Origin of the sequence: Microbacterium algihabitans, assembly GCF_032464975.1 — a bacterium.
GTDB classification, from domain to species: domain Bacteria; phylum Actinomycetota; class Actinomycetes; order Actinomycetales; family Microbacteriaceae; genus Microbacterium; species Microbacterium algihabitans.
The window spans coordinates 1,128,020-1,151,701 of the sequence record NZ_JAWDIU010000001.1 but is presented as its reverse complement, the minus strand read 5'-3'; the positions used below and the strand labels follow the sequence as shown (position 1 = coordinate 1,151,701).

23 protein-coding genes are annotated in these 23,682 nt (G+C 70.4%); 9 read left to right on the top strand and 14 right to left on the bottom strand.

Annotation, left to right across the window (positions count from 1 at the left end; genetic code table 11):
- Positions 1 to 71: 71 nt before the first annotated feature.
- Positions 72 to 806 (top strand): response regulator transcription factor, encoded by a 735-nt coding sequence (locus tag RWH43_RS05415; RefSeq protein ID WP_316001110.1) that lies wholly within the window; start codon positions 72 to 74, stop codon positions 804 to 806.
- Entirely contained in the window at positions 803 to 2,257 is a 1,455-nt protein-coding gene (locus RWH43_RS05410; protein WP_154096989.1) for a sensor histidine kinase, read from the top strand. The genes RWH43_RS05415 and RWH43_RS05410 overlap by 4 nt, the downstream gene beginning before the upstream one ends.
- Positions 2,258 to 2,513: 256 nt before the next feature.
- On the opposite strand, the gene RWH43_RS05405 is transcribed toward RWH43_RS05410, so the two are convergent.
- From RWH43_RS05405 to RWH43_RS05380, 6 genes are all read right to left on the bottom strand, one after another.
- Entirely contained in the window at positions 2,514 to 4,451 is a 1,938-nt protein-coding gene (locus tag RWH43_RS05405) for a YhgE/Pip family protein (RefSeq protein ID WP_316000877.1), read from the bottom strand.
- Positions 4,448 to 5,062 carry a hypothetical protein gene (locus RWH43_RS05400; protein WP_144830797.1) on the bottom strand — a complete coding sequence of 205 codons (615 nt, stop codon included), beginning with the start codon at positions 5,060 to 5,062 and terminating at the stop codon, positions 4,448 to 4,450. The genes RWH43_RS05405 and RWH43_RS05400 overlap by 4 nt, the downstream gene beginning before the upstream one ends.
- Complete coding sequence (locus RWH43_RS05395; RefSeq protein WP_144830794.1) at positions 5,059 to 5,664, bottom strand: TetR/AcrR family transcriptional regulator; 606 nt, start codon at positions 5,662 to 5,664, stop codon at positions 5,059 to 5,061. The genes RWH43_RS05400 and RWH43_RS05395 overlap by 4 nt, the downstream gene beginning before the upstream one ends.
- Before the next feature lie 436 nt (positions 5,665 to 6,100).
- Positions 6,101 to 7,543 carry an argininosuccinate synthase gene (argG, locus tag RWH43_RS05390; RefSeq protein WP_316000876.1) on the bottom strand — a complete coding sequence of 481 codons (1,443 nt, stop codon included), beginning with the start codon at positions 7,541 to 7,543 and terminating at the stop codon, positions 6,101 to 6,103.
- An 81-nt stretch (positions 7,544 to 7,624) separates the two neighbouring features.
- Entirely contained in the window at positions 7,625 to 8,083 is a 459-nt protein-coding gene (locus tag RWH43_RS05385; protein ID WP_316000875.1) for a peptidylprolyl isomerase, read from the bottom strand.
- 236 nt (positions 8,084 to 8,319) lie between these two features.
- On the bottom strand, positions 8,320 to 9,027 hold the full coding sequence (locus RWH43_RS05380) for a Pr6Pr family membrane protein (protein ID WP_316000874.1): 708 nt from the start codon (positions 9,025 to 9,027) through the stop codon (positions 8,320 to 8,322).
- A 109-nt stretch (positions 9,028 to 9,136) separates the two neighbouring features.
- On the opposite strand from RWH43_RS05380, the gene RWH43_RS05375 reads away from it, so the two are divergent.
- Positions 9,137 to 10,423, top strand: coding sequence for an adenylosuccinate synthase (locus RWH43_RS05375; protein WP_316000873.1), 1,287 nt, complete (start codon positions 9,137 to 9,139; stop codon positions 10,421 to 10,423).
- Positions 10,423 to 11,622 (top strand): lactonase family protein, encoded by a 1,200-nt coding sequence (locus RWH43_RS05370; protein ID WP_316000872.1) that lies wholly within the window; start codon positions 10,423 to 10,425, stop codon positions 11,620 to 11,622. Before RWH43_RS05375 ends, RWH43_RS05370 begins: the two co-directional genes overlap by 1 nt.
- Positions 11,623 to 11,650: 28 nt before the next feature.
- Here RWH43_RS05370 and RWH43_RS05365 read toward each other — a convergent pair whose 3' ends face one another.
- A complete protein-coding gene (locus RWH43_RS05365) occupies positions 11,651 to 12,775 on the bottom strand; it encodes an AI-2E family transporter (protein ID WP_316000871.1) in 1,125 nt (374 codons plus the stop codon).
- Between the two features lie 80 nt (positions 12,776 to 12,855).
- On the opposite strand from RWH43_RS05365, the gene RWH43_RS05360 reads away from it, so the two are divergent.
- The 4 genes from RWH43_RS05360 to RWH43_RS05345 all read left to right on the top strand — a co-directional run bounded on the left by RWH43_RS05360 (position 12,856) and on the right by RWH43_RS05345 (position 16,917).
- Entirely contained in the window at positions 12,856 to 13,161 is a 306-nt protein-coding gene (locus RWH43_RS05360) for a chorismate mutase (RefSeq protein ID WP_144830779.1), read from the top strand.
- 428 nt (positions 13,162 to 13,589) lie between these two features.
- Positions 13,590 to 14,900 carry a quaternary amine ABC transporter ATP-binding protein gene (locus RWH43_RS05355; protein ID WP_316000870.1) on the top strand — a complete coding sequence of 437 codons (1,311 nt, stop codon included), beginning with the start codon at positions 13,590 to 13,592 and terminating at the stop codon, positions 14,898 to 14,900.
- A complete protein-coding gene (locus tag RWH43_RS05350; protein ID WP_316000869.1) occupies positions 14,897 to 15,874 on the top strand; it encodes an ABC transporter permease in 978 nt (325 codons plus the stop codon). Before RWH43_RS05355 ends, RWH43_RS05350 begins: the two co-directional genes overlap by 4 nt.
- 137 nt (positions 15,875 to 16,011) lie before the next feature.
- Complete coding sequence (locus RWH43_RS05345) at positions 16,012 to 16,917, top strand: glycine betaine ABC transporter substrate-binding protein (RefSeq protein WP_316000868.1); 906 nt, start codon at positions 16,012 to 16,014, stop codon at positions 16,915 to 16,917.
- A 62-nt stretch (positions 16,918 to 16,979) separates the two neighbouring features.
- On the opposite strand, the gene RWH43_RS05340 is transcribed toward RWH43_RS05345, so the two are convergent.
- From RWH43_RS05340 to RWH43_RS05330, 3 genes are all read right to left on the bottom strand, one after another.
- On the bottom strand, positions 16,980 to 17,159 hold the full coding sequence (locus tag RWH43_RS05340) for a hypothetical protein (RefSeq protein ID WP_144830766.1): 180 nt from the start codon (positions 17,157 to 17,159) through the stop codon (positions 16,980 to 16,982).
- A gap of 116 nt (positions 17,160 to 17,275) precedes the next feature.
- Positions 17,276 to 17,920 carry a hypothetical protein gene (locus tag RWH43_RS05335; protein ID WP_316000867.1) on the bottom strand — a complete coding sequence of 215 codons (645 nt, stop codon included), beginning with the start codon at positions 17,918 to 17,920 and terminating at the stop codon, positions 17,276 to 17,278.
- 137 nt (positions 17,921 to 18,057) lie between these two features.
- Positions 18,058 to 18,789, bottom strand: coding sequence for a YqjF family protein (locus tag RWH43_RS05330; RefSeq protein ID WP_144830759.1), 732 nt, complete (start codon positions 18,787 to 18,789; stop codon positions 18,058 to 18,060).
- Positions 18,790 to 18,836: 47 nt separating this feature from the next.
- Between RWH43_RS05330 and RWH43_RS05325 the strand changes: the two genes are divergently transcribed.
- Positions 18,837 to 19,097 carry a DUF3253 domain-containing protein gene (locus RWH43_RS05325; protein WP_307207676.1) on the top strand — a complete coding sequence of 87 codons (261 nt, stop codon included), beginning with the start codon at positions 18,837 to 18,839 and terminating at the stop codon, positions 19,095 to 19,097.
- A gap of 122 nt (positions 19,098 to 19,219) precedes the next feature.
- Here RWH43_RS05325 and RWH43_RS05320 read toward each other — a convergent pair whose 3' ends face one another.
- From RWH43_RS05320 to purL, 4 genes are all read right to left on the bottom strand, one after another.
- Entirely contained in the window at positions 19,220 to 19,993 is a 774-nt protein-coding gene (locus RWH43_RS05320; RefSeq protein ID WP_154096970.1) for a hypothetical protein, read from the bottom strand.
- 33 nt (positions 19,994 to 20,026) lie between these two features.
- Positions 20,027 to 21,016, bottom strand: coding sequence for a coiled-coil domain-containing protein (locus tag RWH43_RS05315; RefSeq protein ID WP_144830749.1), 990 nt, complete (start codon positions 21,014 to 21,016; stop codon positions 20,027 to 20,029).
- A gap of 94 nt (positions 21,017 to 21,110) precedes the next feature.
- A complete protein-coding gene (locus tag RWH43_RS05310; protein ID WP_164481587.1) occupies positions 21,111 to 21,248 on the bottom strand; it encodes a hypothetical protein in 138 nt (45 codons plus the stop codon).
- Positions 21,249 to 21,302: 54 nt separating this feature from the next.
- Positions 21,303 to 23,642 carry a phosphoribosylformylglycinamidine synthase subunit PurL gene (gene purL / locus RWH43_RS05305; protein ID WP_316000866.1) on the bottom strand — a complete coding sequence of 780 codons (2,340 nt, stop codon included), beginning with the start codon at positions 23,640 to 23,642 and terminating at the stop codon, positions 21,303 to 21,305.
- Positions 23,643 to 23,682: the final 40 nt, after the last annotated feature.

Below are 23,682 nucleotides of genomic sequence, written 5' to 3'. Positions count from 1 at the left end.
GACCCTCACCGCCCCCTCACGGTTTCTATGAAGGACGTATGACGCGGTGGCACCGCGTCGCGGGAGCGTGCATGCTGGCATCCGTGACCTCCCGTCCTGCCCCCCTCGCCCGCCCCGACGGCTCGCCGATCCGCGCGCTCGTCGTCGACGACGAGGCGAACCTCAGCGAGCTGCTGCGCATGGCGCTGCAGAACGAGGGCTGGGACACCCGCACGGCAGCGAGCGGTCAGGAGGCGTTGAACGTCATCCGCGACTTCGAGCCCGACCTGATGGTGCTCGACGTCATGATGCCGGGGCTCGACGGAATGGGTCTGCTCGCACGCGTGCGCACCGCCGGCAACGACGCCCCCGTGCTGTTCCTCACGGCGAAGGATGCCGTGGAGGACCGGATCGCGGGCATCTCGGCCGGCGCCGACGACTACGTCACGAAGCCCTTCAACCTCGAAGAGGTGGTCGTGCGCCTCCGCGGCATGGCCCGCCGGCACGTGGCGGCCGTCGCCGACGCCGACCCGCGGCTGCGCGTGGGCGATCTGAGCCTCGACGAAGACGCGTACGAGGTCGAGCGCGGCGGCATCCCGATCAAACTCACCGCGCGGGAGTTCGAACTGCTGCGCTACTTGATGCAGAACCCGCGCCGGGTGCTCAGCAAGGCGCAGATCCTCGACGAGGTGTGGAGCTACGACTTCGGCGGCGACGGAAGCGTCGTCGAGATCTACATCTCGTACCTGCGCAAGAAGATCGACACCCTCGGCGACCCGCTGATCCACACGGTTCGCGGCGTCGGCTACACGATCAAAGCCTCATGACCGTCGCGCCCCGCACCGCGCGCCCGCGCCGGTGGACGCTGCGGCGCACGCTCGTCGTCGGCACGAGCGTGCTCGTCGCGCTCGCCTTCGTCATCATGAGCGTCGCCACGATCGTGGCACTGCGCTCGTTCGCTTTCGACCGACTCGACCAGCAGGTGCGCGAGAGCCTGTCGTTCGTGGCGGGCTCGTCGCGGTTCGACGCGGGATCGCGGCCGCCCGCGGGCGGGTCGGGCGGGCCCGCGCCGCGCATCGGGTCACTGCAGGCCGTCGTCGCCGCCGACGGCACCGTCGAGCGGTCGGGCTACACGCGATCGGACGGCACCGAGGTCGCCCTCACCGACGATCAGGTCGCCCGTCTGACCACCGCGATCGCGACCGACCGGCAGCCCTCGAGCGTCGATCTCGGCGGCGACCTCGGCACCTTCCGCGTCGCGGGAGCGCAACGCGACGGCACGACGGTGTTCGCCGGGGAGTCCGAGGCCGACGTCAGCGCGACCACCTCGGCGTTGACGGTGATCCTCGCGGCGGTCGGTGCCGTCGTGCTCGTCGCCGCGATCCTGGGCCTGTCACTCTTCGTGCGTCGCAGCCTGCGGCCCCTCGAGCGGGTTGCCGATGTCGCCCAGCGGGTCTCGACGCTCTCGCTCGACGCGGGAAGCGTCGACATCGCCGACCGCGTCGAACCGCCCGACACCGACCCCGCCACCGAGGTGGGCCGGGTGGGGGCGTCGCTGAACGACCTGCTCGCGCACGTGCAGCGCTCGCTCGACGCACGCCAGTACAGCGAGGAGCAGCTGCGCCGCTTCATCGCGGATGCCAGTCACGAACTGCGCACGCCCCTGGCCAGCATCCGCGGGTACGCCCAGCTCTCCCTCGGTGAGGACGCCCCGATGACGCCGACCCAGGCGCGGTCGTTCGACCGGATCGAGTCGGAGGCGCAGCGCATGGCCTCGCTCGTCGACGATCTGCTGCTGTTGGCGCGATTGGATGCCGGACAGCCCCTGCGCCGCGACGAGGTCGAGCTGACACTGCTCGCCGTCGACGCCGTGAGCGATGCGCAGGCGTCGGCGACGACGCACGAGTGGCGGCTCGACGTGAGCGAGGACCTCATCGAGGTGACCGGTGACGAGAACCGCCTGCGGCAGGTGGTGGCGAACCTGCTGCGCAACGCCCAGACGCATACCCCGGCCGGCACGCGGGTGACCCTGTCACTCGCTCGCGACGGCGCCGACGCGGTGCTGAGCGTGACGGACACCGGACCCGGGATCGACCCCGCCGTCGCGGAGCGCCTGTTCGACCGCTTCGCCCGCGCCGACGACGCACGCAATCGCGACGAGGGCAGCACGGGCCTCGGCCTCTCGATCGCGCAGGCGATTGTGACCGCCCATGGCGGGTCGATCACGGTCGACAGCGTGCCTGGTCGGACGGTGTTCGAGGTGCGTCTGCCCGCGTGAGGCGGGCCGGGCGCGGGAGCCGAGGTGGCTGAGCTTGTCGAAGCCACCGGGGTGCCGCGCGGGGCGGGGGACAGGTGGCTGAGCTTGTCGAAGCCACCGGGACCACGCGGGGCCGGTCCCTTCGACAGGCTCAGGGACCTCGGTGGGCTCAGGGACCTCGGTGGGCTCAGGGACCTCGGTGGGCTGAGGGACCTCGGTGGGCTCAGGGACCTCGGTGGGCTCAGGGACCTCGGTGCACGAGGTCCCGCCCCGCGCCTCAGCCGATCAGGCTCGGCTGCAGGTCGCGCAGCGTGCGGTGATGTGTCATGCGCGTCACGCCGATCGCCGCCAGCAGCACGCCGCCGACCATCCACGCGCCCAGCACCAGCAGGTCGGGGCCGACCCGCGTGAGGTCTCCGCCGTACATGACCTGCCGCATGGCATCCACCACGTACCCCATCGGCAGCACGTGGTGCAGCGCCGCGAGGGGCGCGGGCAGCGTCTGCCAGGGGAACGTGCCGCCGGCCGTGACGAGCTGCAGCACCATGAGCACGAGTCCGAGGAACTGACCGACCGAACCGAGCCACACGTTCAGCGCGAGCACGATCGCCGCGTACGTCGCCGAGGCGAACAGCAGGATGCCGAGGGCCGCCCACGGATTCGCGAACGAGAACTGCAGCGCGATTGCGAGCACGGTGAACAGGCCGACCATCTGCAGGGCCCCGAGGCCCGCGGGCGTGAGCCAGCCCGCGAGCGTCACGCGGATGGGGGAGCGCAGAGCGGTGATCGCGCGCTTCGACACCGGCTTGACGATGAGGAATAGCGCGTAGATGCCGATCCAGCCGGCCAGGGCCGCGAAGAACGGCGCCAGGCCGGCGCCGTAGTTCTGCGCCTTGGTGACCGAGCTCGTGCCGACCGCGACCGGGTCGGAGATCGCTGCGGCCTGCGCTTGGCGGGTCGCGTCGTCGGAGTCGGGGATCTGCTCGACGCCGGAGGCCAGCCCGTCGCGCAACTGGGTGGCGCCGGTGGAGAGCTGGCCGACGCCGTCGTCGAGCTGGGTCGCGCCGTCGCGAAGCTGGGCGGATCCGTCGCGCAGCTGAGAGGCTCCGGATGCCGCGGACGCCGCGCCATCGGCGAGAGCCGAGGCCCCGTCGGCGGCGCTGGCGGCTCCGGCGGCCACGGTGGCGCTTCCGGATGCCACCTGGCGCGCGCCGTCGTCGAGCTGGTTGATCTGCGCGACGGTGTCCTGCACCCGCGTGTTGGCGCTCTGCAGGCGGTCGCCGACGGGGTCGAGGCGCGAGAGGATCTCGTTGACGCGGGCCTTGTCGAGCCCGGCGTCGGTCAGGGCCTTCGCGATGTCGGAGCGCGCCTGCGGAAGCTGGGCCGCAGCGTCGCCCGCGATCGAGCCGACCTGGCGGGCGGCGGCGTCGATGCGGTCCACACCGCCGGCGACCTGCTGGGCGCCGTCGGCGACGCGGGCGGATCCGTCGCGCAGCTGCGCGGTGCCGTCCTTCAGCTGGGCGGCGCCGGCCGACAACTGTGCGGTTCCGTCGGCGAGCTGGGCGGATCCGTCGGCGAGCTGCGTCGAGCCGCTCACGAGCTGCGATGATCCGTTCTTCGCGGTGCCGAGACCGTCGACCAGTTGCGTCGCGCCGGTCGTGGCGTCGACGAGCTGCACGCGGATGGTGTGCAGAGCGTCGAGCAGGGTGAGGCCGGCCTCGTCGACGACCTTCTGCGCGACGGAGGCCTGAATGCGCGCCACGGCCTGGGTGCCGATCGTCGACGCGAGGTAATTGTTGGCGTCGTTGGTGCGCAGCTCGATGTCGGCCTGGCGCGGGCTGTCGCTCGAGAGCGAGGCGACGGCATCGGTGAAGTCGGAGGGGAGCGTCACCACGAAGTCGAAGTCGCCGCGCTGCAGGCCCTGGTCGGCCTGCTCGGTCGAGACGCGATGCCATTCGAAGGTGTCGCTGTCGAGCAGCTGATCGGCCGCTTCGTCGCCGAGGTTGCGCTCGGCTCCGTTGACCTCGGCGCCCTGATCGTTCACCACGAGGGCGACCGGCACGCTCGAGAGATTGCCGTACGGGTCCTGGTTGGCCCACAGGTAGAGCCCGCCGTAGAGGATGGGCACGGCCAACAGCGCGATGAGCGCGATGACCGACATGCGGGTGGAGGTGAGCCGGCGCAGTTCGGCAGTGATCATCTGGGGGATCTTCATCGCGCGGCCTCCGCGGTCTCGTCGAGGGCGTCGATCGCTGTGCGCGAGGCGTGCCCGGCCACCACGAGCACGGCGTACCCGCGCTCGGCGAACTCCTGTGCGATGCGCCACCAGTCCAGCGGCTCGCCGCCGTGGCGGTCGGGGGCGACCAGCACGAACCCTTCGACGTCGGTGCGGAGCGCGGCGAGCTCGAGCAGCAGGCGCACACGGGCCGCGGGCTCGACGTTGCCGATCGGAAGACCCGCGATCGCGTCGAGGCCGATGCCCTCGAGCCACCGCGCCGCGGCGAAGGGGGTGGGCGCGTGCCCCGCGAACATCAGCTCCTCGGCGACGACGCCGGTGACGGTGACGTTCGCCTCGGGCTCCGACACGATGGGGGCGTCGACCAGGGCGACGCGGCGGCGGAGGGCGCCGGCATCCGCTCGTCCGTCGATCGTGACGGAGCCGCTGTCGATCTTCATGCGGCCGGATGCCACGAGGCCCAGCACCGTGGGGCGCTGCTCGGTCTCGGCGACGACGAGCGTGGCCGAGCCGGTCTCGAAAGCGGTGGTGGTCTCGGGCAGCACGCTCTGCGCGCGGCCCTTCGCCACGGCGGTCAGGACGATTCTCATTGCGCCTCCAGGTCGGGGTGCTGCTCCAGCAGAGCGCGCGCTTCGGTCCACGAGAGCCCGGCGATGCCGAGCACGGCGCACACCGCGATCGAGCGGGCCGTCGAGGAGCCGGCGTCCACCCGGGCGACGACCATGCGGCCGGTCTCTTCGAGGAGGCGCGCGAGGGTGGGCGCGGGAAGATCCGTGCGCAGTTCGCCGGCGTCCTGCCCGCGGCGCACGATCGCCACGATGCGACGGCGGAGCGGGGCGAGCGCGGCGGAGGTCTCGGCGAGGTGCGCGTCGTCGAGCGCGAGGGCGGCGGCGGCCTGCACGTGGGCGGCTTCACGCCAGAGTTCGGATGCCAGGCGGGCGAGCGCGACGCGGGAGTCGGCGTCGTCGATCTCGTCGGCGATGGCGTTGAAGCGGGCGGCGCCTGCGGCGATGACCTCGCGCACGATCGCGTTGCGGTCGTCGAAGTGGCCGTAGAGGGCGCGGCGCGAGAGGCCGGCGCGGCGGGCGATCGTGTCGATCGAGGCGCGCGGGTCGTGGCCGATCGCCGCGGTGGCGGCGCTGAGGATGCCGGCGCGGTTCTCGATGGCGTCACGGCGGGTGGGGGTGCTCACGGATGACCAGTGTACGCCGAAAGTGCACGCGGGTGTGCAACTTTTCCGCGGAGGTGGCTGAGCTTGTCGAAGCCCCCGGGCGGATGGTGGGGGATCGGGCGGAGGTGGCTGAGCTAGTCGAAGTCACCGGGCGGCTGCAGTGGGGTCCGGTCCCTTCGACAGGCTCAGGGACCTGGGTGAGCACGAGGAGGTGGCTGAGCTTGTCGAAGTCGCCGGGCGGTAAGCGGGGGTCCGGTCCCTTCGACAGGCTCAGGGACCTGGGTGCTCGCGGGTGCGGGGGTCCGGTCCCTTCGACAGGCTCAGGGACCTGGGTGCGCGGCTCAGGGACCTGGGTGCGCGGCTCAGGGACCTCGGTGAGCAGCGGGGCAGAGGTGGCTGAGCCTGTCGAAGCCACCGGGCCGATGCGGGCGCCGCGGGCTCTCGTCGAAAGGTGTCGTCAGTCGGTGCCGGCGTCGAACGCGGCGCCTTCGCCCGCGGCATCCGTCGCGTCGGCGAGGCGCTCGCCGGCCGCGTCCAGCGGCGCGGCCGACTCGGTGATCTCCTGCGCGCCACCCGCGGTGACGTCGCCCACGAGCTCGCCAGTGGGTCCGCCGAGCAGGCCCATGGCGGCGTACTGCTCGAGACGCGCGCGCGAGTCGGCGATGTCGAGGTTGCGCATGGTGAGCTGGCCGATGCGGTCGACCGGGCCGAACGCCGCGTCGCCGACGCGCTCCATCGAGAGCTTCTCGGGCGAGTACGACATTCCGGATGCCACGGTGTTGAGGATCGTGTAGTCCTCGCCGCGGCGCAGGCGCACGGTGACCGACCCGGTGATGGTCGACCCGACCCACTTCTGGATCGACTCGCGCAGCATGAGCGACTGCGGCTCGAGCCAGCGGCCCTCGTACATGAGGCGACCGAGGCGACGACCCTGCTCGTGGTACGTCGCGAGCGTGTCTTCGTTCAGGATGCTGTTGACCAGGCGCTCGTAGGTGAGGAACAGCAGGGCCATGCCCGGGGCCTCGTAGACGCCGCGCGACTTGGCCTCGATGATGCGGTTCTCGATCTGGTCGCTCATGCCCAGGCCGTGGCGGCCGCCGATGGTGTTGGCCTCGCGCACGAGCTCGACCGGGTCGGCGAAGCGCGTGCCGTTGATCGCGACGGGGCGACCGGCCTCGAACTCGACGGTGACGTCTTCGGTCTCGATCTCGACCTCGGGGTCCCAGAAGCGCACGCCCATGATGGGCTCGACGATCTCGAGCGAGACGTCGAGGTGCTCGAGGGTCTTCGCTTCGTGCGTGGCGCCCCAGATGTTGGCATCCGTCGAATACGCCTTCTCGACGCTGTCGCGGTACGGGAAGTCGTGCGCAACGAGCCACTCGCTCATCTCTTTGCGACCACCCAGCTCGGTGACGAAGTCGGCGTCGAGCCAGGGCTTGTAGATGCGCAGCGCGGGGTTGGCGAGCAGGCCGTAGCGGTAGAACCGCTCGATGTCGTTGCCCTTGTAGGTGGAGCCGTCGCCCCAGATGTCGACGCCGTCTTCTTTCATCGCGCGCACGAGCAGGGTGCCGGTGACGGCACGGCCCAGCGGGGTGGTGTTGAAGTAGGTGCGTCCGCCCGAGCGGATGTGGAAGGCTCCGCACGCGAGGGCGACGAAGCCCTCTTCGACGAGCGCGGTCTTGCAGTCGACCAGGCGCGAGACCTCGGCGCCGTACTGCGTGGCGCGGCCCGGGATCGAGGCGATGTCGTCTTCGTCGTACTGCCCGAGGTCGCCCGTGTAGGTGCAGGGCACGGCGCCCTTGTCGCGCATCCACGCGACGGCCACCGAGGTGTCGAGACCACCCGAGAACGCGATGCCGACGCGCTCGCCGACGGGAAGGGACTGAAGGACCTTGGACATGCCGTCAAGTCTAGAGCGGGCGGATGCCGAGACCCGATTCGGTGGAGAACTCACGCCCCCGCGGGGGCGGGGGAGAAGGGGTCAGCCGATCGTCACGCCGGTGATCGTGACCGGGTTCGCCGGGGCGCCGTCGGAGGCGCCGCCCGCCGTTCCGGCCTGTGCGATCTTCTGCACGACGGCGAGGCCCTCGGGCGACATCGTGCCGAACACCGTGTACTTCGCCGGCAGCGGGGTGTCCTCGTATACGAGGAAGAACTGCGACCCGTTGGTGTCGGGGCCAGCATTGGCCATCGCGACCGTGCCGGCGGGGTAGGTCTCGCCGCCGTCGAGCTCGTCGGCGAAGCGGTAGCCGGGACCGCCGCGTCCGGTGCCCGTGGGGTCGCCGCACTGCAGCACGAAGATGCCCTCGGTGGTGAGGCGGTGGCACTCGGTGTTCGAGAAGTACTGCTGCTGCGCGAGCGAGACGAAGCTCTCGACGGTGCACGGGGTGCGCTCGCCTGAGAGGGTGATCGGGATGTCGCCCGCGGAGGTCTGCAACACGGCGGCGATGTCGCCGGTGGGGCGGTCGGCGCCGTCGGCGGGCGGGGTCGCGTCGGCCGCGGCCTGACCCGACGCCGCTTACGAACAGTCGCCCGATGCAGCGCTCGAGGCGGGTGCCGGAGCCGCATCGCCGGAGGTGCCCGACGCGCAGCCGGCGAGCAGGAGCAGGGCGGAGGCGGCCAGGGCCGCGGACATCAGTCGGGTACGCACGCGTCCCAGGGTAGGCGTCGCAGCCGTCAGGTCGCGTGCGCGCGCGGCATCCGGATGCCGCGTGCCCGCCCGATCGCGACCACCCCGAAGGCCAACGCGATGATGGCGAGCGCGATCACGATGATGTAGACCACCACGCTGCCCCACCCGCCGGAATTGGGGTCGAGGAAGGGGTAGGGGTACCAGTACGGCGCACCCGTCGTGGGGTTGGTGATCATCGGTGCGCGCAGCAGCGTGTAGATGATCCACACGATCGGGAAGATCGCCGCACCGAAGGCCGCCGCCCGGGCCAGGCGGCGTCGGCCGGGCCCGAGGAGCACGTCGAGCAGAAGGAACAGCGGCCCCCACACGTGCAGGATCTCGTTCGACCAGCCGACGGTGTCGGGCTGCAGGGGGAGCCCGCGCAGCAGCAGGTTGTAGACGATGCCGGTGACGATCATGTACGTCGACACGAAGGCGAGGGCGGTCGCGAGCCCCGCGGGATCGACCTCGACGCGGCGTCGCCGGGCGAAGAACCGCACGCCCAGCAGCACCAGCACGATCGCCGCCGACACGTTCGAGAGGATCGTGAAGAAGCTGAAGAAGTTGGCGACCACCGTCGTGGTGTCGCGACCTCGGGCGACGGCCTCGTTGAACGTCGAGACGAACTGCGCCACGACCGCGACGACGATGAGCGCGGCGATCGCCACGCGCGCCGCGTTCCAGCCGGTGGCCCATCCCCGAGAGCGGATCATGCGCCCAGGCTAGCGAGGTGCACACCCGGCGGGCCGGGGTTGCGCGGGGCCGTGTCTGACCCGCTCGATAGGATGGGGTGTACCGCCGGACAACATGCGAGGAGCACTCATGCCCGGAATCGTGATCGTCGGCGTCCAGTGGGGCGACGAAGGCAAGGGCAAGGCCACCGACCTGCTCGGTGAGCGCACCGACTGGGTGGTGAAGTTCAACGGCGGCAACAACGCCGGCCACACCGTCGTCATCGGCGACGAGAAGTACGCGCTGCACCTGCTCCCCAGCGGCATCCTGTCTCCGGGCGTCAACCCCGTGATCGGCAACGGCGTCGTCGTCGACCTCGAGGTGCTCTTCAACGAGCTCGAGGCGCTCAACGCGCGCGGCCTCGACACGAGCCGCCTGAAGATCAGCGCCAACGCGCACATCATCACGCAGTACCACCGCACGCTCGACAAGGTCACCGAGCGCTTCCTCGGCAAGCGCATGATCGGCACCACCGGTCGCGGCATCGGTCCGGCCTACGCCGACAAGATCAATCGCGTCGGCATCCGCGTGCAAGACCTCTTCGACGAGAACATCCTGCGCCAGAAGGTCGAGGGCGCCCTCGACCACAAGAACCACCTGCTGGTGAAAATCTTCAACCGCCGGTCGATCACGGCCGACGAGGTCGTCGACGACCTGCTGTCGTACGCCGAGCGCGTGCGCCCCATGGTCGCCGACACGTCGCTGCTGCTCAACGACGCTCTCGAGGCCGGCGACGTCGTGGTGTTCGAGGGCGGCCAGGCCACCATGCTCGACATCGACCACGGCACCTACCCGTTCGTGACCTCGTCGTCGGCGACCGCCGGCGGCGCCTCGACCGGCTCGGGCGTCGGCCCCAACCGCCTCGACCGCATCGTGGGCATCGTCAAGGCCTACACGACGCGTGTCGGCTCCGGCCCCTTCCCGACCGAGCTGTTCGACGAGAGCGGCGACTGGCTGCGTTCGCGCGGGTTCGAGTTCGGCACGACCACCGGTCGCCCGCGCCGCGTCGGCTGGTACGACGCGCCCATCACGCGCTACGCGACGCGCATCAACGGCATCACCGACCTCGTGCTGACCAAGCTCGACATCCTCGGCGGTCTCGAGCAGATCCCCGTGTGCGTCGCCTACGACGTCGACGGCGTCCGATACGACGACCTCCCGGTCAACCAGACCGACTTCCACCACGCGAAGCCGATCCTCGAGAACTTCCCCGGTTGGAGCGAAGACATCTCGTCGGCGCGCACGTTCGACGACCTGCCGCAGACCGCGCAGGACTACGTGCTGGCGCTCGAGAAGATGAGCGGAACCCGCATCTCGGTCATCGGCGTGGGCCCGGCCCGCGATCAGGTGATCGTGCGCCACGACCTCATCGACTGATGCGCTTCTGGGTCGGCGCGTACGCCTCCGACGCGGGCTCGGCCGAGGGCATCGGCATCCTGCAGGCGGGCGAGGCCGACGCGCAGAGCGCCGGCGGTCCGCTGGGCATGGTCGGCACGGCCGTCGCCGCGCCCGGCTCACCGTCGTGGATCGCGGCGCACCCGACGCACGACCTGCTCTACGCGTCCCTCGAGTCCGACGGCACGGTGCAGGCCTACCGGCGGACGTCCGAGACGCGGCTCGCGGCGGTCGGCGCGCCCGTCGACGCGGGTGCGGCGGTGTGCCACGTGGCCGTCTCTCCCGACGCGTCGTTCCTCATCGCGAGCTGCTGGGGCGACGGTCGCATCGTGCGCATCGACCTCGACGCCGCCGGGCGACCCTCCCGCCCGCAGATCGCCGCGGAGGCCGTCGACCCGTACGGCTCGTCGACCGAGGGGCCGACCCTGTCGACGGGCGCACGCGTCTCGGGGGCGGTCGTGCCCGATCTGGCCGCGGCCGCGCGCGCGGTGCGCGAAGCGGTCGGCGAGGAGTTCTCGCACCTCGTGCCCGGCTACGACGACGTGCCCGAGACGGATGCCGAGTCGGAAGAGGCTCTCGCGGGTGATCGCGTCTCGCGGGCCCACCAGGCCACCTTCCTGCCGGGCGGCCTCATCGCCACCACCGACATGGGGCTCGACCTCGTGCGGTTCTGGCGCTCCGGCGCTCGGGGCCTGCGTCTCGTGCAAGAGGTCGTGCTGCCGAAAGGCAGCGGACCACGGCACGGTCTGTGGCATCCGTCGGGCTTCTTCTACGTCGTGACCGAGCTCAGTCGCGAGGTCTTCGTGCTGGGCGCCGACCGCGAGGGACGCTGGAGTGTCGTGTCGGGGGAGCCGCTGCTCGGTTCGCTCGAGACCGACACCGCCGCAGAGCTCAGCATGGGCCGCGACGGAACCACGCTCTACGCCGGCGTGCGCGGCAGCGACACCGTCGGCGTACTGTCGGTGCGCGGCGGCGGTGAAGCCCTGCAGCTGCTCGCGCTCGCCGAGACCGGCACGCACTGGCCCCGACACCATGTGGTGGTCGACGACATGCTGCTCGTCGCGGGTCAGCTCGCCGACGAGATCGTGTCGCTCCCGCTCGACGCCCGCACCGGGGTGCCCGGTCGCGTACGACACCGCACGCCGTCGCCGTCGCCGACGCGGCTGCTGCCCCGGCGCTGAGCCTGCGCGCGCTCTGGTCGCGCGCGGGCTACTTCTTCGCGTCCTGGCGCGGAATCACGATCTGCTTGATGATCAGCAGAACTGAGGCCGTCACCGGGATCGCAACCAGCGCACCGAGCAGGCCGAGCAGCGTGCCGCCGACGAGTGCGCCGATGACGACGAGCGCGCCGGGGATCGAGATCGTGCGGTTCATCACGCGGGGCGTCAGGACGTATGCCTCGACCTGCATGTACGCGAGATAGATCACCGCGAACCACAAACCGGCCGTCGGGCTCACGAGCAGAGTGAACAGCGTCGCCGTCGCCCAGAAGAGCACGGATCCGACGAGGGGGATCAGCGTGATGCCGAAGGCGAGTGCTGCGAGCAGGGCGGCGAACGGCTGCTGCAGGATCGTCAACACGATGAACGCGAACACCGCGTTGCACAGGGCCAGCACGACCATGCCGGCGAGGTAGCCACCGACCGAGTCGGTGATCTGCCCCGTCATGTCGGCGACGGTCTCGCGGCTTCGAGCGGGGCTGAGGCGCACGAGGCTGTTCTTCATCTTCGGCAGCGAGGCCAGGAAGTACAGGCTCAGCACGAGCACGATGATCGCGCCCGAGATGAACTCGCCAATCCCGATGCCGACCTGCAGCAGGCCGCCGCCGATCGCGGCGATGTTCGACGGGTTCGTGGCGAAGTTCTGGATCTCCTTGAGGATGTCGCCCAGGCTGTCGCCGAAGTTGGTCTCGACCCAGCGCACCGCCTCGCTGTCGATCAGGTCGTTCACGAACGAGGGGATGTCGCCCACGAACTGCTCGACCTGTCGCACGACTGGCGGGATGAGCAGCCAGAGCGCCCCCGCGAGGATGACGGCCAGACCGCCGAACACGATGACGATCGACCACGCGCGCGAGAGCCCGCGGCGCACGAGGAGGCGCACGAGGGGGTCCAGCGCGAGGGCTACGAACAGCGCGATCGCGATGTAGATGAGCACCGTCGAGAGCTTGCCGAGAGCCAGGGCGAGGAGGAACGCGGTCAGACCGCCGAGCGTGAGGAAGAACCCCGCCGCATACGGCCGAGACAGCGCCGACCACATCGGTCGGTCGCGAGAGGTGGACGCCCCGGCGTCCGCGCCTTCGGCGGTGGGGTCGGGGTGCGTCGATCGGCTCATGGTGCCACTGTAGGACTCCCTGGGAGCCGTGCTCGGGGGCGCGCACGGCGCGGTAGGGTCGGAGCGATCTGGGAGGCCACATGACCGACGCCGACGCTTCGACCATCCTGCAGGGGCTGCGGGGCAGCATCGACAACATCGACGCCGCGTTGATCTTCTTGTTGGCCGAGCGCTTCCGCTGCACCAAGCAGGTCGGGGTGCTCAAGGCGAAGCACGGCATGCCGGCATCCGACCCCGCCCGTGAAGAGCAGCAGATCGCTCGTCTGATGCGTCTGGCCGAAGACGCCGACCTCGATCCGGTCTTCGCCGAGAAGTGGTTCAACTTCGTCGTCGCCGAGGTCATCCGCCACCACCGCTCGGCCGCGGAGCAGCCCGCCGCCGACTGACGCCCCGCCCGGTTGGCCCTCCCGCCGGGCGCGGAGGGTTCCGGATGCCACATCCCCGGGCCTTCGCGCAAGGGGCCCCGCGACACGCCCGGGCCTCGTGCCGCGACGGTCGACCCCCGATGACGGAGCGCACCGATTCACACGTGCGCGCGTGCCACACGGCATCCGCGATCTCAAGCCGACCGGCGATTTGCCAGGCGATCCATGGGCGTGAAACGTTGGTGGAGGCCCTTGACGGGGCCGCCCACCCGACCAGTCCGCGGTCGCCGGTGACGACTCGGGGGAGTCGAACCGGTGAGCGTACGGTCGGCGGCCTGGGCGCCGGATCCGATGTCCGGTGCCGACGCGCTCCTCCCCCCGGAGAGCGCAGACGGCTGCCACCCGGGCGTGACCGCTGCGGCCACCCGAAGGCCGCTGAGGTGCACACAGTGACCCACCCGCCTGCCCTATCGACACCCGCCCTCGCGGCGAAGAACCTGTTCAAGGTCTTCGGCCGCGCTCCTCAGGCCGCCGTCGAGAAACTCCGCGCCGGTTTCTCGCGCAGCGAGGTCTCCGAGCAGGGGACCGCCGCCGTGATCGACGCCAGCTTCGAGGTCCACCCCGGCGAGATCTTCGTCATCATGGGCCTGTCCGGCTCCGGCAAGTCCACGATCATCCGCATGCTGAACGGCCTGCACGAGGCCACCGCGGGAACCGTCGAGGTGCAGGGCGACGCCCTCACCGGCGTGAGCTCGTCGCGTCTGCGCTCGCTGCGCCGCGATCGTCTCGCGATGGTCTTCCAGCACTTCGCGCTCCTCCCGCACCGGACGGTCGCGGCCAACGTCGCCTACCCGCTCGAACTGCGCGGCGTCGGCAAGGCCGAGCGTCTCGCGAAGGCGAACGAGATCCTCGCCCTCGTGGGCCTCGAGGGCTGGGGCGACAAGCTCCCCTCGGCCCTGTCGGGCGGAATGCAGCAGCGCGTCGGCATCGCCCGCGCCCTCGCCGCCGACACCGACGTGCTCCTGATGGACGAGGCGTTCAGCGCGCTCGACCCCCTGATCCGTCGCGAGATGCAGGAGCAGCTGCTCGAGCTGCAGCGCACGCTGAAGAAGACCATCGTCTTCATCACCCACGACCTCAACGAGGCCATGTTCCTCGGCGACCGCATCGCGGTCATGCGCGACGGGCGCATCGTGCAGATCGGCACGCCCGAAGACATCCTCACCGACCCGGCCAACGACTACGTCGAGCAGTTCGTGCAGGACGTCGACCGTGCCCGCGTGCTCACCGCGGGCAACGTCATGGAGCGTCCGCGTCCGCGCGTCGAGGCCTCGGCCGGTCCGCGCACGGCCCTGCGCCAGATGCGCGACGCCTACATGTCGGCCGTCTACGTCACCGACCGCGACCGCAAGCCGCTCGGCATCATCACCGACCGCGACGCCATCACACTCGTGCGCGCCGGCGAGAGCTCGCTGCTGTCGAAGCTCAAGCCGCTGCCGCAGAGCGTGCACGAAGACGAGGTGCTGATGAACCTGTTCGTCCCCTCGGTCGAGTCGCCGCTCCCGCTGGCGGTGCTCGACACCGAGGGCCGTCTGAGCGGCGTCATCCCGCGCGTGACGCTGCTCGCCGCGCTCGGCCCCGGACCCACCTCGACCGAGGAGATCACCGTGCTGCCCCAGCCCCTGCCCTCCGCCGAGATCGACGCGGTGCTCGATGCGCCGGATGCCACCTCCCTCGAGAACCAGGAGGTCGCCCGATGAACGGCTTCCGCATTCCCGTCGGCGTGTGGGTCGACTCCGGGGTCGACTGGCTTCGCGACAACCTCTCCGGCCTGTTCGACGTGATCGCCCTCGTGGTGCGCTTCCTCGTCGGCGGCCTCAGCGACGTGCTGCTCGCCGCTCCCATCGTCGTCGTGATCGTCGTGGCTGCTCTGCTCGCCTGGCTCCTGCGCTCGTGGAAGCTCGCGCTCGGCACCGTGATCGGCTTCGCGCTGATCCTCGCGATGGGCCAGTGGGTCACCGCGATGCAGACCCTCGCCCTCGTGCTCGTCGCGACGGTCGTCGCCGTGGCGATCTCTGTGCCGCTCGGCATCTGGTCGGCGCGAAACTCCACGGTGCGGGCAGTGCTGAAGCCGATCCTCGACTTCATGCAGACGATGCCCGCTTTCGTCTACCTCATCCCCGCCATCACGTTCTTCAGCATCGGCGTCGTGCCCGGCGTCGTGTCGACCGTGATCTTCGCGCTGCCCCCCGGCGTGCGTCTGACCGAGCTCGGCATCCGGGGCGTCGACTCCGAGACCGTCGAGGCCGGTCACGCCTTCGGTGCCACACCGGGCCAGATCCTGCGCGGCATCCAGCTGCCGCTCGCGATGCCGACGATCATGGCCGGCATCAACCAGGTCATCATGCTCGCGCTGTCGATGGCGGTCGTCGCCGGCATCGTCGGAGCCGACGGCCTCGGCAAGGAAGTCGTCGAGTCGATTTCGACGGTCAACCTGCCCAAGGGCGTCGAAGCCGGCCTCAGCGTCGTCGTGCTCGCGGTCTACCTCGACCGCCTCACCGCCGCGCTCGGCAACCGCGCCGACAACACCGGATCGCTGCTCGGCGTGCTGGGCCGTCGCCGTGCCGCGCGCGCGGCTGACACGACGTCCGCGGCCTCGACTCCGGATGCCGCCGACTCCATCGAGCGCGACCAGACGCCGACCCGCCGCACCCCGGTGTCGGCCGGGCGCTGAGCTCCGGCATCCGCCCCCTTCTTCTCCGCGTGAGGGGTCATCTTCTGTCGCTTCTGCACGCGATAGGCGACAGGAATCGACCCCTCACGCGGGAAGGCACCCACGGAATCACATACGAAACGGAAGAGAACACAGCAATGAACACGCGACACCTCACCTCAGCCCTCGCCCTCGGCGCCGTGGGCGCCCTCGCCCTCGCAGGCTGCGCCAGCGGAAACCAGGCCGAAGGCGGCACCGGCGGCGGCGGCGAGAAGGGCACGATCACGCTCGGCTTCCTGCCCTCGTGGACCGACGGTCTGAGCACGGCGTACCTGCTCGAGGACCAGCTCGGCAAGCTCGGCTACGACGTCGAGATGCAGACGCTCACCGAGGCCGGCCCCCTGTACACCGGTCTCGCCCAGGGTGACGTCGACATCTACCCCTCGGCGTGGCCCGAGCTCACGCACAAGTCGTACATGGACCGCTACGGCGACAAGATCGAAGACCTCGGCGCGTACTACGACAACGCAAAGCTCACGATCGCGGTGCCCAGCTACGTCGACATCGACTCGATCGAGGAGCTCAAGGCCAACGCGGCCCGCTTCGACGGCCGCATCTACGGCATCGAGCCGGGCGCGGGCCTGACAAAGCAGACGCAGGAGACCATGCTGCCCGGCTATGGCCTCAACGGCGATTTCGAACTCGTCACCTCGTCGACCGCGGCGATGCTCACCGAGCTCGACAACGCCATCTCGGCGCAGAAGGACATCGCCGTCACGCTGTGGCGTCCGTTCTGGGCCAACGACGCCTACGACGTGAAAGACCTCGAAGACCCCCAGGGTCTGATGGGCGACCCGGAGGCGCTGCACTTCCTCGGCACGTCGGGCTTCGCCGAGAAGTACCCGGATGCCGCTGAGCTCATCGAGGGCATCCAGCTCGACGACGAGCAGTACGGCTCGCTCGAAGACCTCGTGGTGAACGAGTACGGCGAGGGCCGCGAGGCCGAAGCCGTCGACGCCTGGCTCGAGAAGTACCCCGAGGCGTTCTCGACGCAGCGCGACTGACGCGTTCCGCCCGAAGCCCTCTCCGCCGTCGCGCGGAGGGGGCCATCGGCGTCAACCGGTGTTCACTCGACGAGGACGGCGTCGTCGGAGAACGTGCCTTCGAACTGCGCAGCGGCGACGTAGCTCGTCAGGTGGACGCAGATCACGGCCCCGACGACGACGATGACGGCCGCCGCGATCACACGCGTCGTTCGATCGCGAGCGACGCAGAGGGCCACGACAGCGAGGACGACGGCCGCCATTTGGAGAAGACCGTTCCAGCCGGTGGGCAGTGGAGCAACCAGTGCGACCATCGCGACGGCAGTCAGGCCTACTGGCCACCAGCGCAAACGGGTCACGCTAGCGCGGCTCTGTGCTGTCATGCCGTGTAGATTCTGCCGTCGACCCGGGCGGGATTGCCGGCTTGCGTGGTGACCGAGTGCACCTTGGTGAACTGGAAGGGCGCCCCCTTCACGAAGACGCTTGCCTTCGTGCGAATCTCGCATGTTCCTCGGCCTTGCGAGATCCAAGTCGAAGGAGAGGACGATGCGCTGATCACGCCTGAGGCCGCTCCGTTGCACGCGATCTTTCTTGTGACAGAGCCACCGCGCGCCTCGTAGGTGTAGCTCAGACTGAATGTGATCAGCGTGACGCCGGCGATCTTGACGTCCTGCCGGTTGATCACCTGGAGAGTTCGGACAGCCGGGCCCGAGAACAGGGAAACCCGATGCTCGTCCGAGGACGTAGTCGAGACTTGGCTCACAGTCGAGCTCGGCTCCGGGTAGGTGAAGAGTGTCGAGGGGTCTGCTGCTGCTGCTTCCTGCGTTGCCTCGGGCAGGGACGCGAAATAGTTCTCAATCTCCTCTTTCCCGGCGGGGGCAAGCGCGAGGTCGTCAACGAACTCGTTGAAGGTCTCCTGCGGAGTTGACGATGCGGTTTCAGCGGCAAGGGCGGGATGAGGGGCGAAGGCGACGAACGCCAGAGCGACGACGATCCCGAGTGTTGTGTGCTTGCGAGTGGGCATGACATTCCTTCCATATCAGGGGAGTGTCAGCGCCTGTAGTCGCTGTTTCTTCCATCTCGAACGTATACATCCCGTCACTGGGGTGGGTAGATGAAGTTGACCCGCAGGCGGGTGAAAGACTTTTGCCAGTCCTCGCCTCAGGCGATCGCGTGCGCCCCCGTGAAACGCGTGATGAAACCGGGGTGGCCGGCGGGCATGGCCAGCACCGAGTCGGGCGTGCGTCCCGCCAGCTGGGGGAAGCCGGAGTCGGCGACGAGGTCGTCGTCGAGCGCCTCGAGCTCGGCGGTCACGAGCGGCCAGGGCTCGTGCGCGTTGGCCGCCCAGATCGTGCGGCCGAGGTGTCGCTCGTGGAACCCCCACCGCGCGGTGAGGAAGCGCGACAGCGGGGTGTCGACCGTCTCGGTGCCGAGAGTCGCCCGCACCCGGGTCGACGGATGCCGACCCCCGTGGCGCCGCGAGCGGTACTCGATCCGCGCGCCGTCGGCGCGCACCCCCGCGCGCGCCCAGCGGTAGGGCAGGCCGAACAATGCCTGCGCCGCGAGCACCGGGGCGAGGTGTTCGGCCTCGAGGGTGCGGAACACGACCCCGCGACGGCCCTCGTCGTCGACGGCGTAGGTGCGCACGTTGATCTCGGTGAACGAGCCCACGAACGGCACCGGGGGCAGCGGGAGGAACCGGAACTCGCTCAGCACGAAGGGGACGAGCCCGACCCAGGCGGAACCGTCGTGCACATCGGGACGCGTCCCCGGGGGCAGCAGGGGGGCGACCTCCGCCGGATCGATGCGCCAGTGCACGAAGATCGCGCGGTTCCAGCGCTGCGCGATGACGGCGCGTCCGGGCAGGTCGGGGGCGTGGCGCTCGGTGATCACCGGGACAGTCTGGCCCCGGCCCCTTTTCGCGGGGGGACACTGGACACATGGCCTCGTCATCTGCTGCGGATCCCCGCCTCGTGGCATCCATCCGCGAACTGCTCGCCGCGCGCGACGCCGACAAGACCATCTGCCCCTCGGAGGCGGCGCGAGCGGTCGGCGGCGACGACTGGCGCGACCTCATGCAGCCCGCACGCGACGCCGCGCGATCGTTGGTCGAGCTCGGCGAGGTCGAGGTCACGCAGAAGGGCGAGGTGGTCGACGTGACCACGGCTCGGGGGCCGGTGCGCATTCGTCGGGCGCGCTGACGGGGGTGGTGCCCCGATTCACCCGGTGAATCGGGTTCGCATACCCGCGGGGGGACGCCGCGGGCCGGGCGGTCCGACTCTGTCGCGATCGTCTGATTCTGGTGAGCCTGGCGCCCGCAGGATCAGGCGACGGAGCCGGGCGCGGCCTCGGCCGAGGGTCCGGATGCCGGGGGCGTCGAGCGCTCGCGGGGGAGCTCGAGCGCGACCTTCTTCTCGAGCACGTCGACGGCGTCGTCGGACAGCAGGATGAGGCCGTCGAGCTCTTCGCGCACGCGGCGGTAGGCGAGCTGTCGCTCGTTGCGGGTCGCGGCCTGGTCGGTGGCGACCGTGAGCAGCTTCTTCGCGGTGTCGAGGCGTTTGCGCTCATCGGCGGTGAAGGCGGCATCCTTCACGCGGCGGGCGTCGCGCTCGGCCACCTCGAAGGCGACCTCGTAGTCGGTGACGGCGTCGCGGTACTCCTTGAGTTGCTCGGGCGAAAGGATCTCGCCGTCGGCGGGACGCAGGTTGTCGGCGACCTTCTTCGCGCGCAGGAAGGCGGCCGTGAGCGGCTGGCGCCCGTCGCTCATCGCGGGGTAGCTGATGAGCTTGGCGGCGTCGAGTTCGTACTCCAGCCACCGGTGGGTCACCTGGTCTTGCGCGGCGACGACGCGCTTCTGGGTGCTTTCGCTGGAGGCGACGGATGCCGCACCGATCGGCGCGGCCGCACCGGCACCGCCGGCGGCCGAGACGGCCATCGCTCCGCCCTGGGCCTTCAGCAGTTCGAGCTGCTCGCGGTGGCGGCGTCGAGCCGTGACCTCGCGATGCTTCACGCGCGCGTTGATGGCACCCATCGTCATCCCGAAGACGGGGAACACGAGCCACCAGTAGTGCCCGGCGAAGGTCCAGAACTCATTCACGGCGCCATGCTACGCCGCTGTTCTCGGCCCCTCTCAGGAAGCGGGCGGACGCGGCCGGTCTCGTGCGGGAGGCGGCCAGACCGAGCCGTCTTGCGGCCGGGGGGCCTCGGCATCCGGAGTCTTCTTCTGCGCGCGCTTCGCGCCGCGCTCGCTCCAGCTGCGAGCGGCTGCCCGACCGACCGACTCCATCGACCGTGCGAGAGCGCGCTGCGCGGTCTCGGCGAGGTCGGATGCCATGCGGCCCCACGCGTCGTCGGCCTCGAGCCGCGGCTGCTCTCCGCCACGGCGCGCGGCACGCTCGGCGCGATCGAAGGCGTGGGCGGTGCGGCGCACGGCGTCGCGATAAGCGAGGAAGTCGGCGGGAGCCAGGCGCGTCTGCACCGAGGCCGGCCGGAGCCACTGCGCCCGCTCGTGCGCGCGCAGGAACTCGGCGAGCAGGGGAGAGCGGGAGTCGCTCATCTGGGGGTAATCGATCGCGAGGGCCGGGTCGGTCTCGTAGGTCATCCAGCGCATCAGGATCGCGTCGTGCTCGGCGAGCAATCGCGCGACAGGCAGGGGCGCGCTGCCCGAGCGGATCGCCGGGAGCATCGCCTTCGCCGCCTTCACGCCCGCACGCCGCGCCCGCACCTCGGCCATGGCCGCGCGCAGGTCGCGCTGCGCGTCGGCGAGTCGTGCCCGGGCGGCAGCCACCTGGTCGTTCGAGACGCGCGATGCCGCGCGCTCGGCCTGCGCGCGCACGACCTCGGCGTCGGCGACCTTGATCTCGGCGCGGCCGCGCATGACCGCCGTGCGGGCGGTCTGCAGGTCGAGCGTCGCCGCGTCGAGCTCGAGACGGCGGGCGGCCGACTTGCCCAGCGGACGCGAGGCCCACGCACGGGCGGCGCGATCGGTGGTGGTCGTGGTGCCGGCGGGAAGCGCGCGCTGGCGTGAGCGGCGCACGCCGATCCAGCCGACGGTGCCCGCACCGGCCGCCGCGGGGCCGATCCACCACCAGTCGACCAACAGGGCCATCAGCGGTTCCACGTGCCCATGCTACGACGGGCCTCCGACACCACGCTGGGCGTCAGGCCGGAATCCGCAAGCCACCCGCAACGCCCTCATGTGGGGATCGCGGGGCTCAGCCCAGGATCAGCGAGATGACCGTCGCGCCGCCGCCGGTGAGCACGAGCGCGCCGATCACGACCCACGCGGTGATCTTGACGCGCTTCTGACGCTTGTCGCTGAACACGGTCATGTCGTCGTCTTCATCGGTCATCGCGCGTCTCCTCTCGTCGTTGCGGGGGTGCGGGGCAGGGCCGGGGCCCGGGGCTCAGGCCACCGGCTCCGACACGGTGGGCCCGAAGACCGCGGGGAGCGTCTCGTTCGAGAGGCGGCGCAGCTCCGAGACGGGAACGGTGAAGACGTCCTGGATCTCGAGGGTGGCCTCGGTGCCGGGCTCGACGTCGGTCACGCCGATGCGCAGCACCGGGTAGCCGCGGCCGTCGCAGAGTCCGCGGAACTTCACGTCTTCTTCGCGGGGCACGCTGACCAGCACGCGGCCGGTCGACTCGCTGAACAGGGCGGCCGTGGCATCCACGCCGTCGCGCTCCATGAGCTCGGTGATCCAGACGCGCGCACCGACGCCGAAGCGCATGACGCCCTCGGCGAGGGTCTGCGCAAGACCGCCCGACGACAGGTCGTGCGCGCTCGAGACCAGCGACTGGGATCCTGCGGCCTGCAGCAGCTCGGCGAGCTTGCGCTCCATGGCGAGGTCGACCTTCGGCGGGCGTCCGCCGAGGTGATCGTGGATCGTGCCCGCCCACTGCGAGCCGTCGAGCTCGTCGGCGGTGACGCCGAGCAGGTAGAGGTTCTCGCCGGCGTCCTGCCATCCGCTGGGGATGCGGGCCGCGACGTCGTCGATGATGCCCAGGACGCCCACGACGGGGGTCGGGTGGATCGGCTGGTCGCCGGTCTGGTTGTAGAACGAGACGTTGCCGCCGGTGACCGGGATGCCGAGTTCGAGGCAGCCGTCGCTCAGGCCCTCGACGGCCTGGCTGAACTGCCACATGACCTCGGGGTTTTCGGGACTGCCGAAGTTGAGGCAGTCGGTGACGGCCGTGGGCACGGCACCCGTGACGGCGACGTTGCGGTACGCCTCGGCGAGGGCGAGCTTCGCGCCGTTGTAGGGGTCGAGCTGGTTGTAGCGGCCGTTGCAGTCGGTCGCGATCGCGAAGCCGAGACCGGTCTCCTCGTCGACGCGGATCATGCCGGCGTCGTCGGGGAAGCTCAGCGCCGTGTTGCCGAGCACGTAGTAGTCGTACTGGTTCGTGATCCACGAGGTGTCGGCGAGGTTGGGGCTCGCGACGAGGGTCGTGAACTGGTCGCGGAGGGTGTCGGCATCCGTCGCCCGTTCCAGCTTCGCGGCGCTGTCGTCGTTGAGCGCGTCGATCCACGTAGGGTACGCGACCGGGCGCTCGTAGACGGGGCCGTCGACCGCGACGGTCGAGGGGTCGACGTCGACGATGCGCTCGCCGTACCAGTCGATGACGAGGCGGCCGTCTCCGGTGACCTCGCCGAGCACGCTGGTCTCGACGTCCCACTTGCCGACGACGGCGAGGAACGCGTCGAGCTTCTCGGGCGCGACGATCGCCATCATGCGCTCCTGCGACTCCGACATGAGGATCTCTTCGGGCGTCAGCGAGGGGTCGCGCAGCAGCACCTTCGACAGCTCGACCTTCATGCCGCTGTCGCCGTTGGCGGCGAGCTCGCTCGTGGCGCACGAGATGCCCGCGGCGCCGAGGTCTTGGATCGCCTCGACCAGGTCGTCGCGGTACAGCTCGAGGCAGCACTCGATGAGCACCTTCTCGGCGAACGGGTCGCCCACCTGCACCGCGGGGCGCTTGGTGGGTCCGCCGTCGGCGAAGGTGTCGGATGCCAGGATGCTCGCGCCGCCGATGCCGTCGCCACCCGTGCGGGCGCCGAACAGCACGACCTTGTTGCCCACGCCGGTGGCGTTGGCGAGCTTGATGTCTTCGTGGCGCATGACGCCCACCGCGAGGGCGTTGACGAGCGGGTTGCCCTGGTAGACCGCGTCGAACACGGTCTCGCCGCCGATGTTCGGCAGGCCCAGGCAGTTGCCGTAGAACGAGATGCCGCTGGTCACGCCGTGCACGACGCGCGGGGTGTCGGGGTGGTCGATCGCGCCGAAGCGCAGCTGGTCCATCACCGCGACCGGGCGCGCGCCCATCGAGATGATGTCGCGCACGATGCCGCCGACGCCGGTGGCCGCGCCCTGGAAGGGCTCGATGTAGCTGGGGTGGTTGTGCGACTCGACCTTGAAGGTGACCGCCCAGCCGTCGCCCACGTCGACGACGCCGGCGTTCTGACCCATGCCCACCATGAGGCGGGTCTTCATCTCGTCGCTGACCTTCTGGCCGAACTGACGGAGATAGATCTTGCTCGACTTGTAGGAGCAGTGCTCGCTCCACATGACCGAGTACATCGCGAGCTCGCCGCTGGTGGGGCGGCGGCCCAGGATCTCGCGGATCTTCGCGTACTCGTCGCTCTTCAGACCGAGAGCGCCGTAGGGCTGCTCTTTCTCGGGCGTGGCGATCGCGTTGTCGACGGTGTCCGCAAGAGCGGTACGGGTGGCGGGGTTCGGGGTGGTCACGCGGCTGAGCTCCAAGATCGCAGGGGCCGGACGCCAGTCA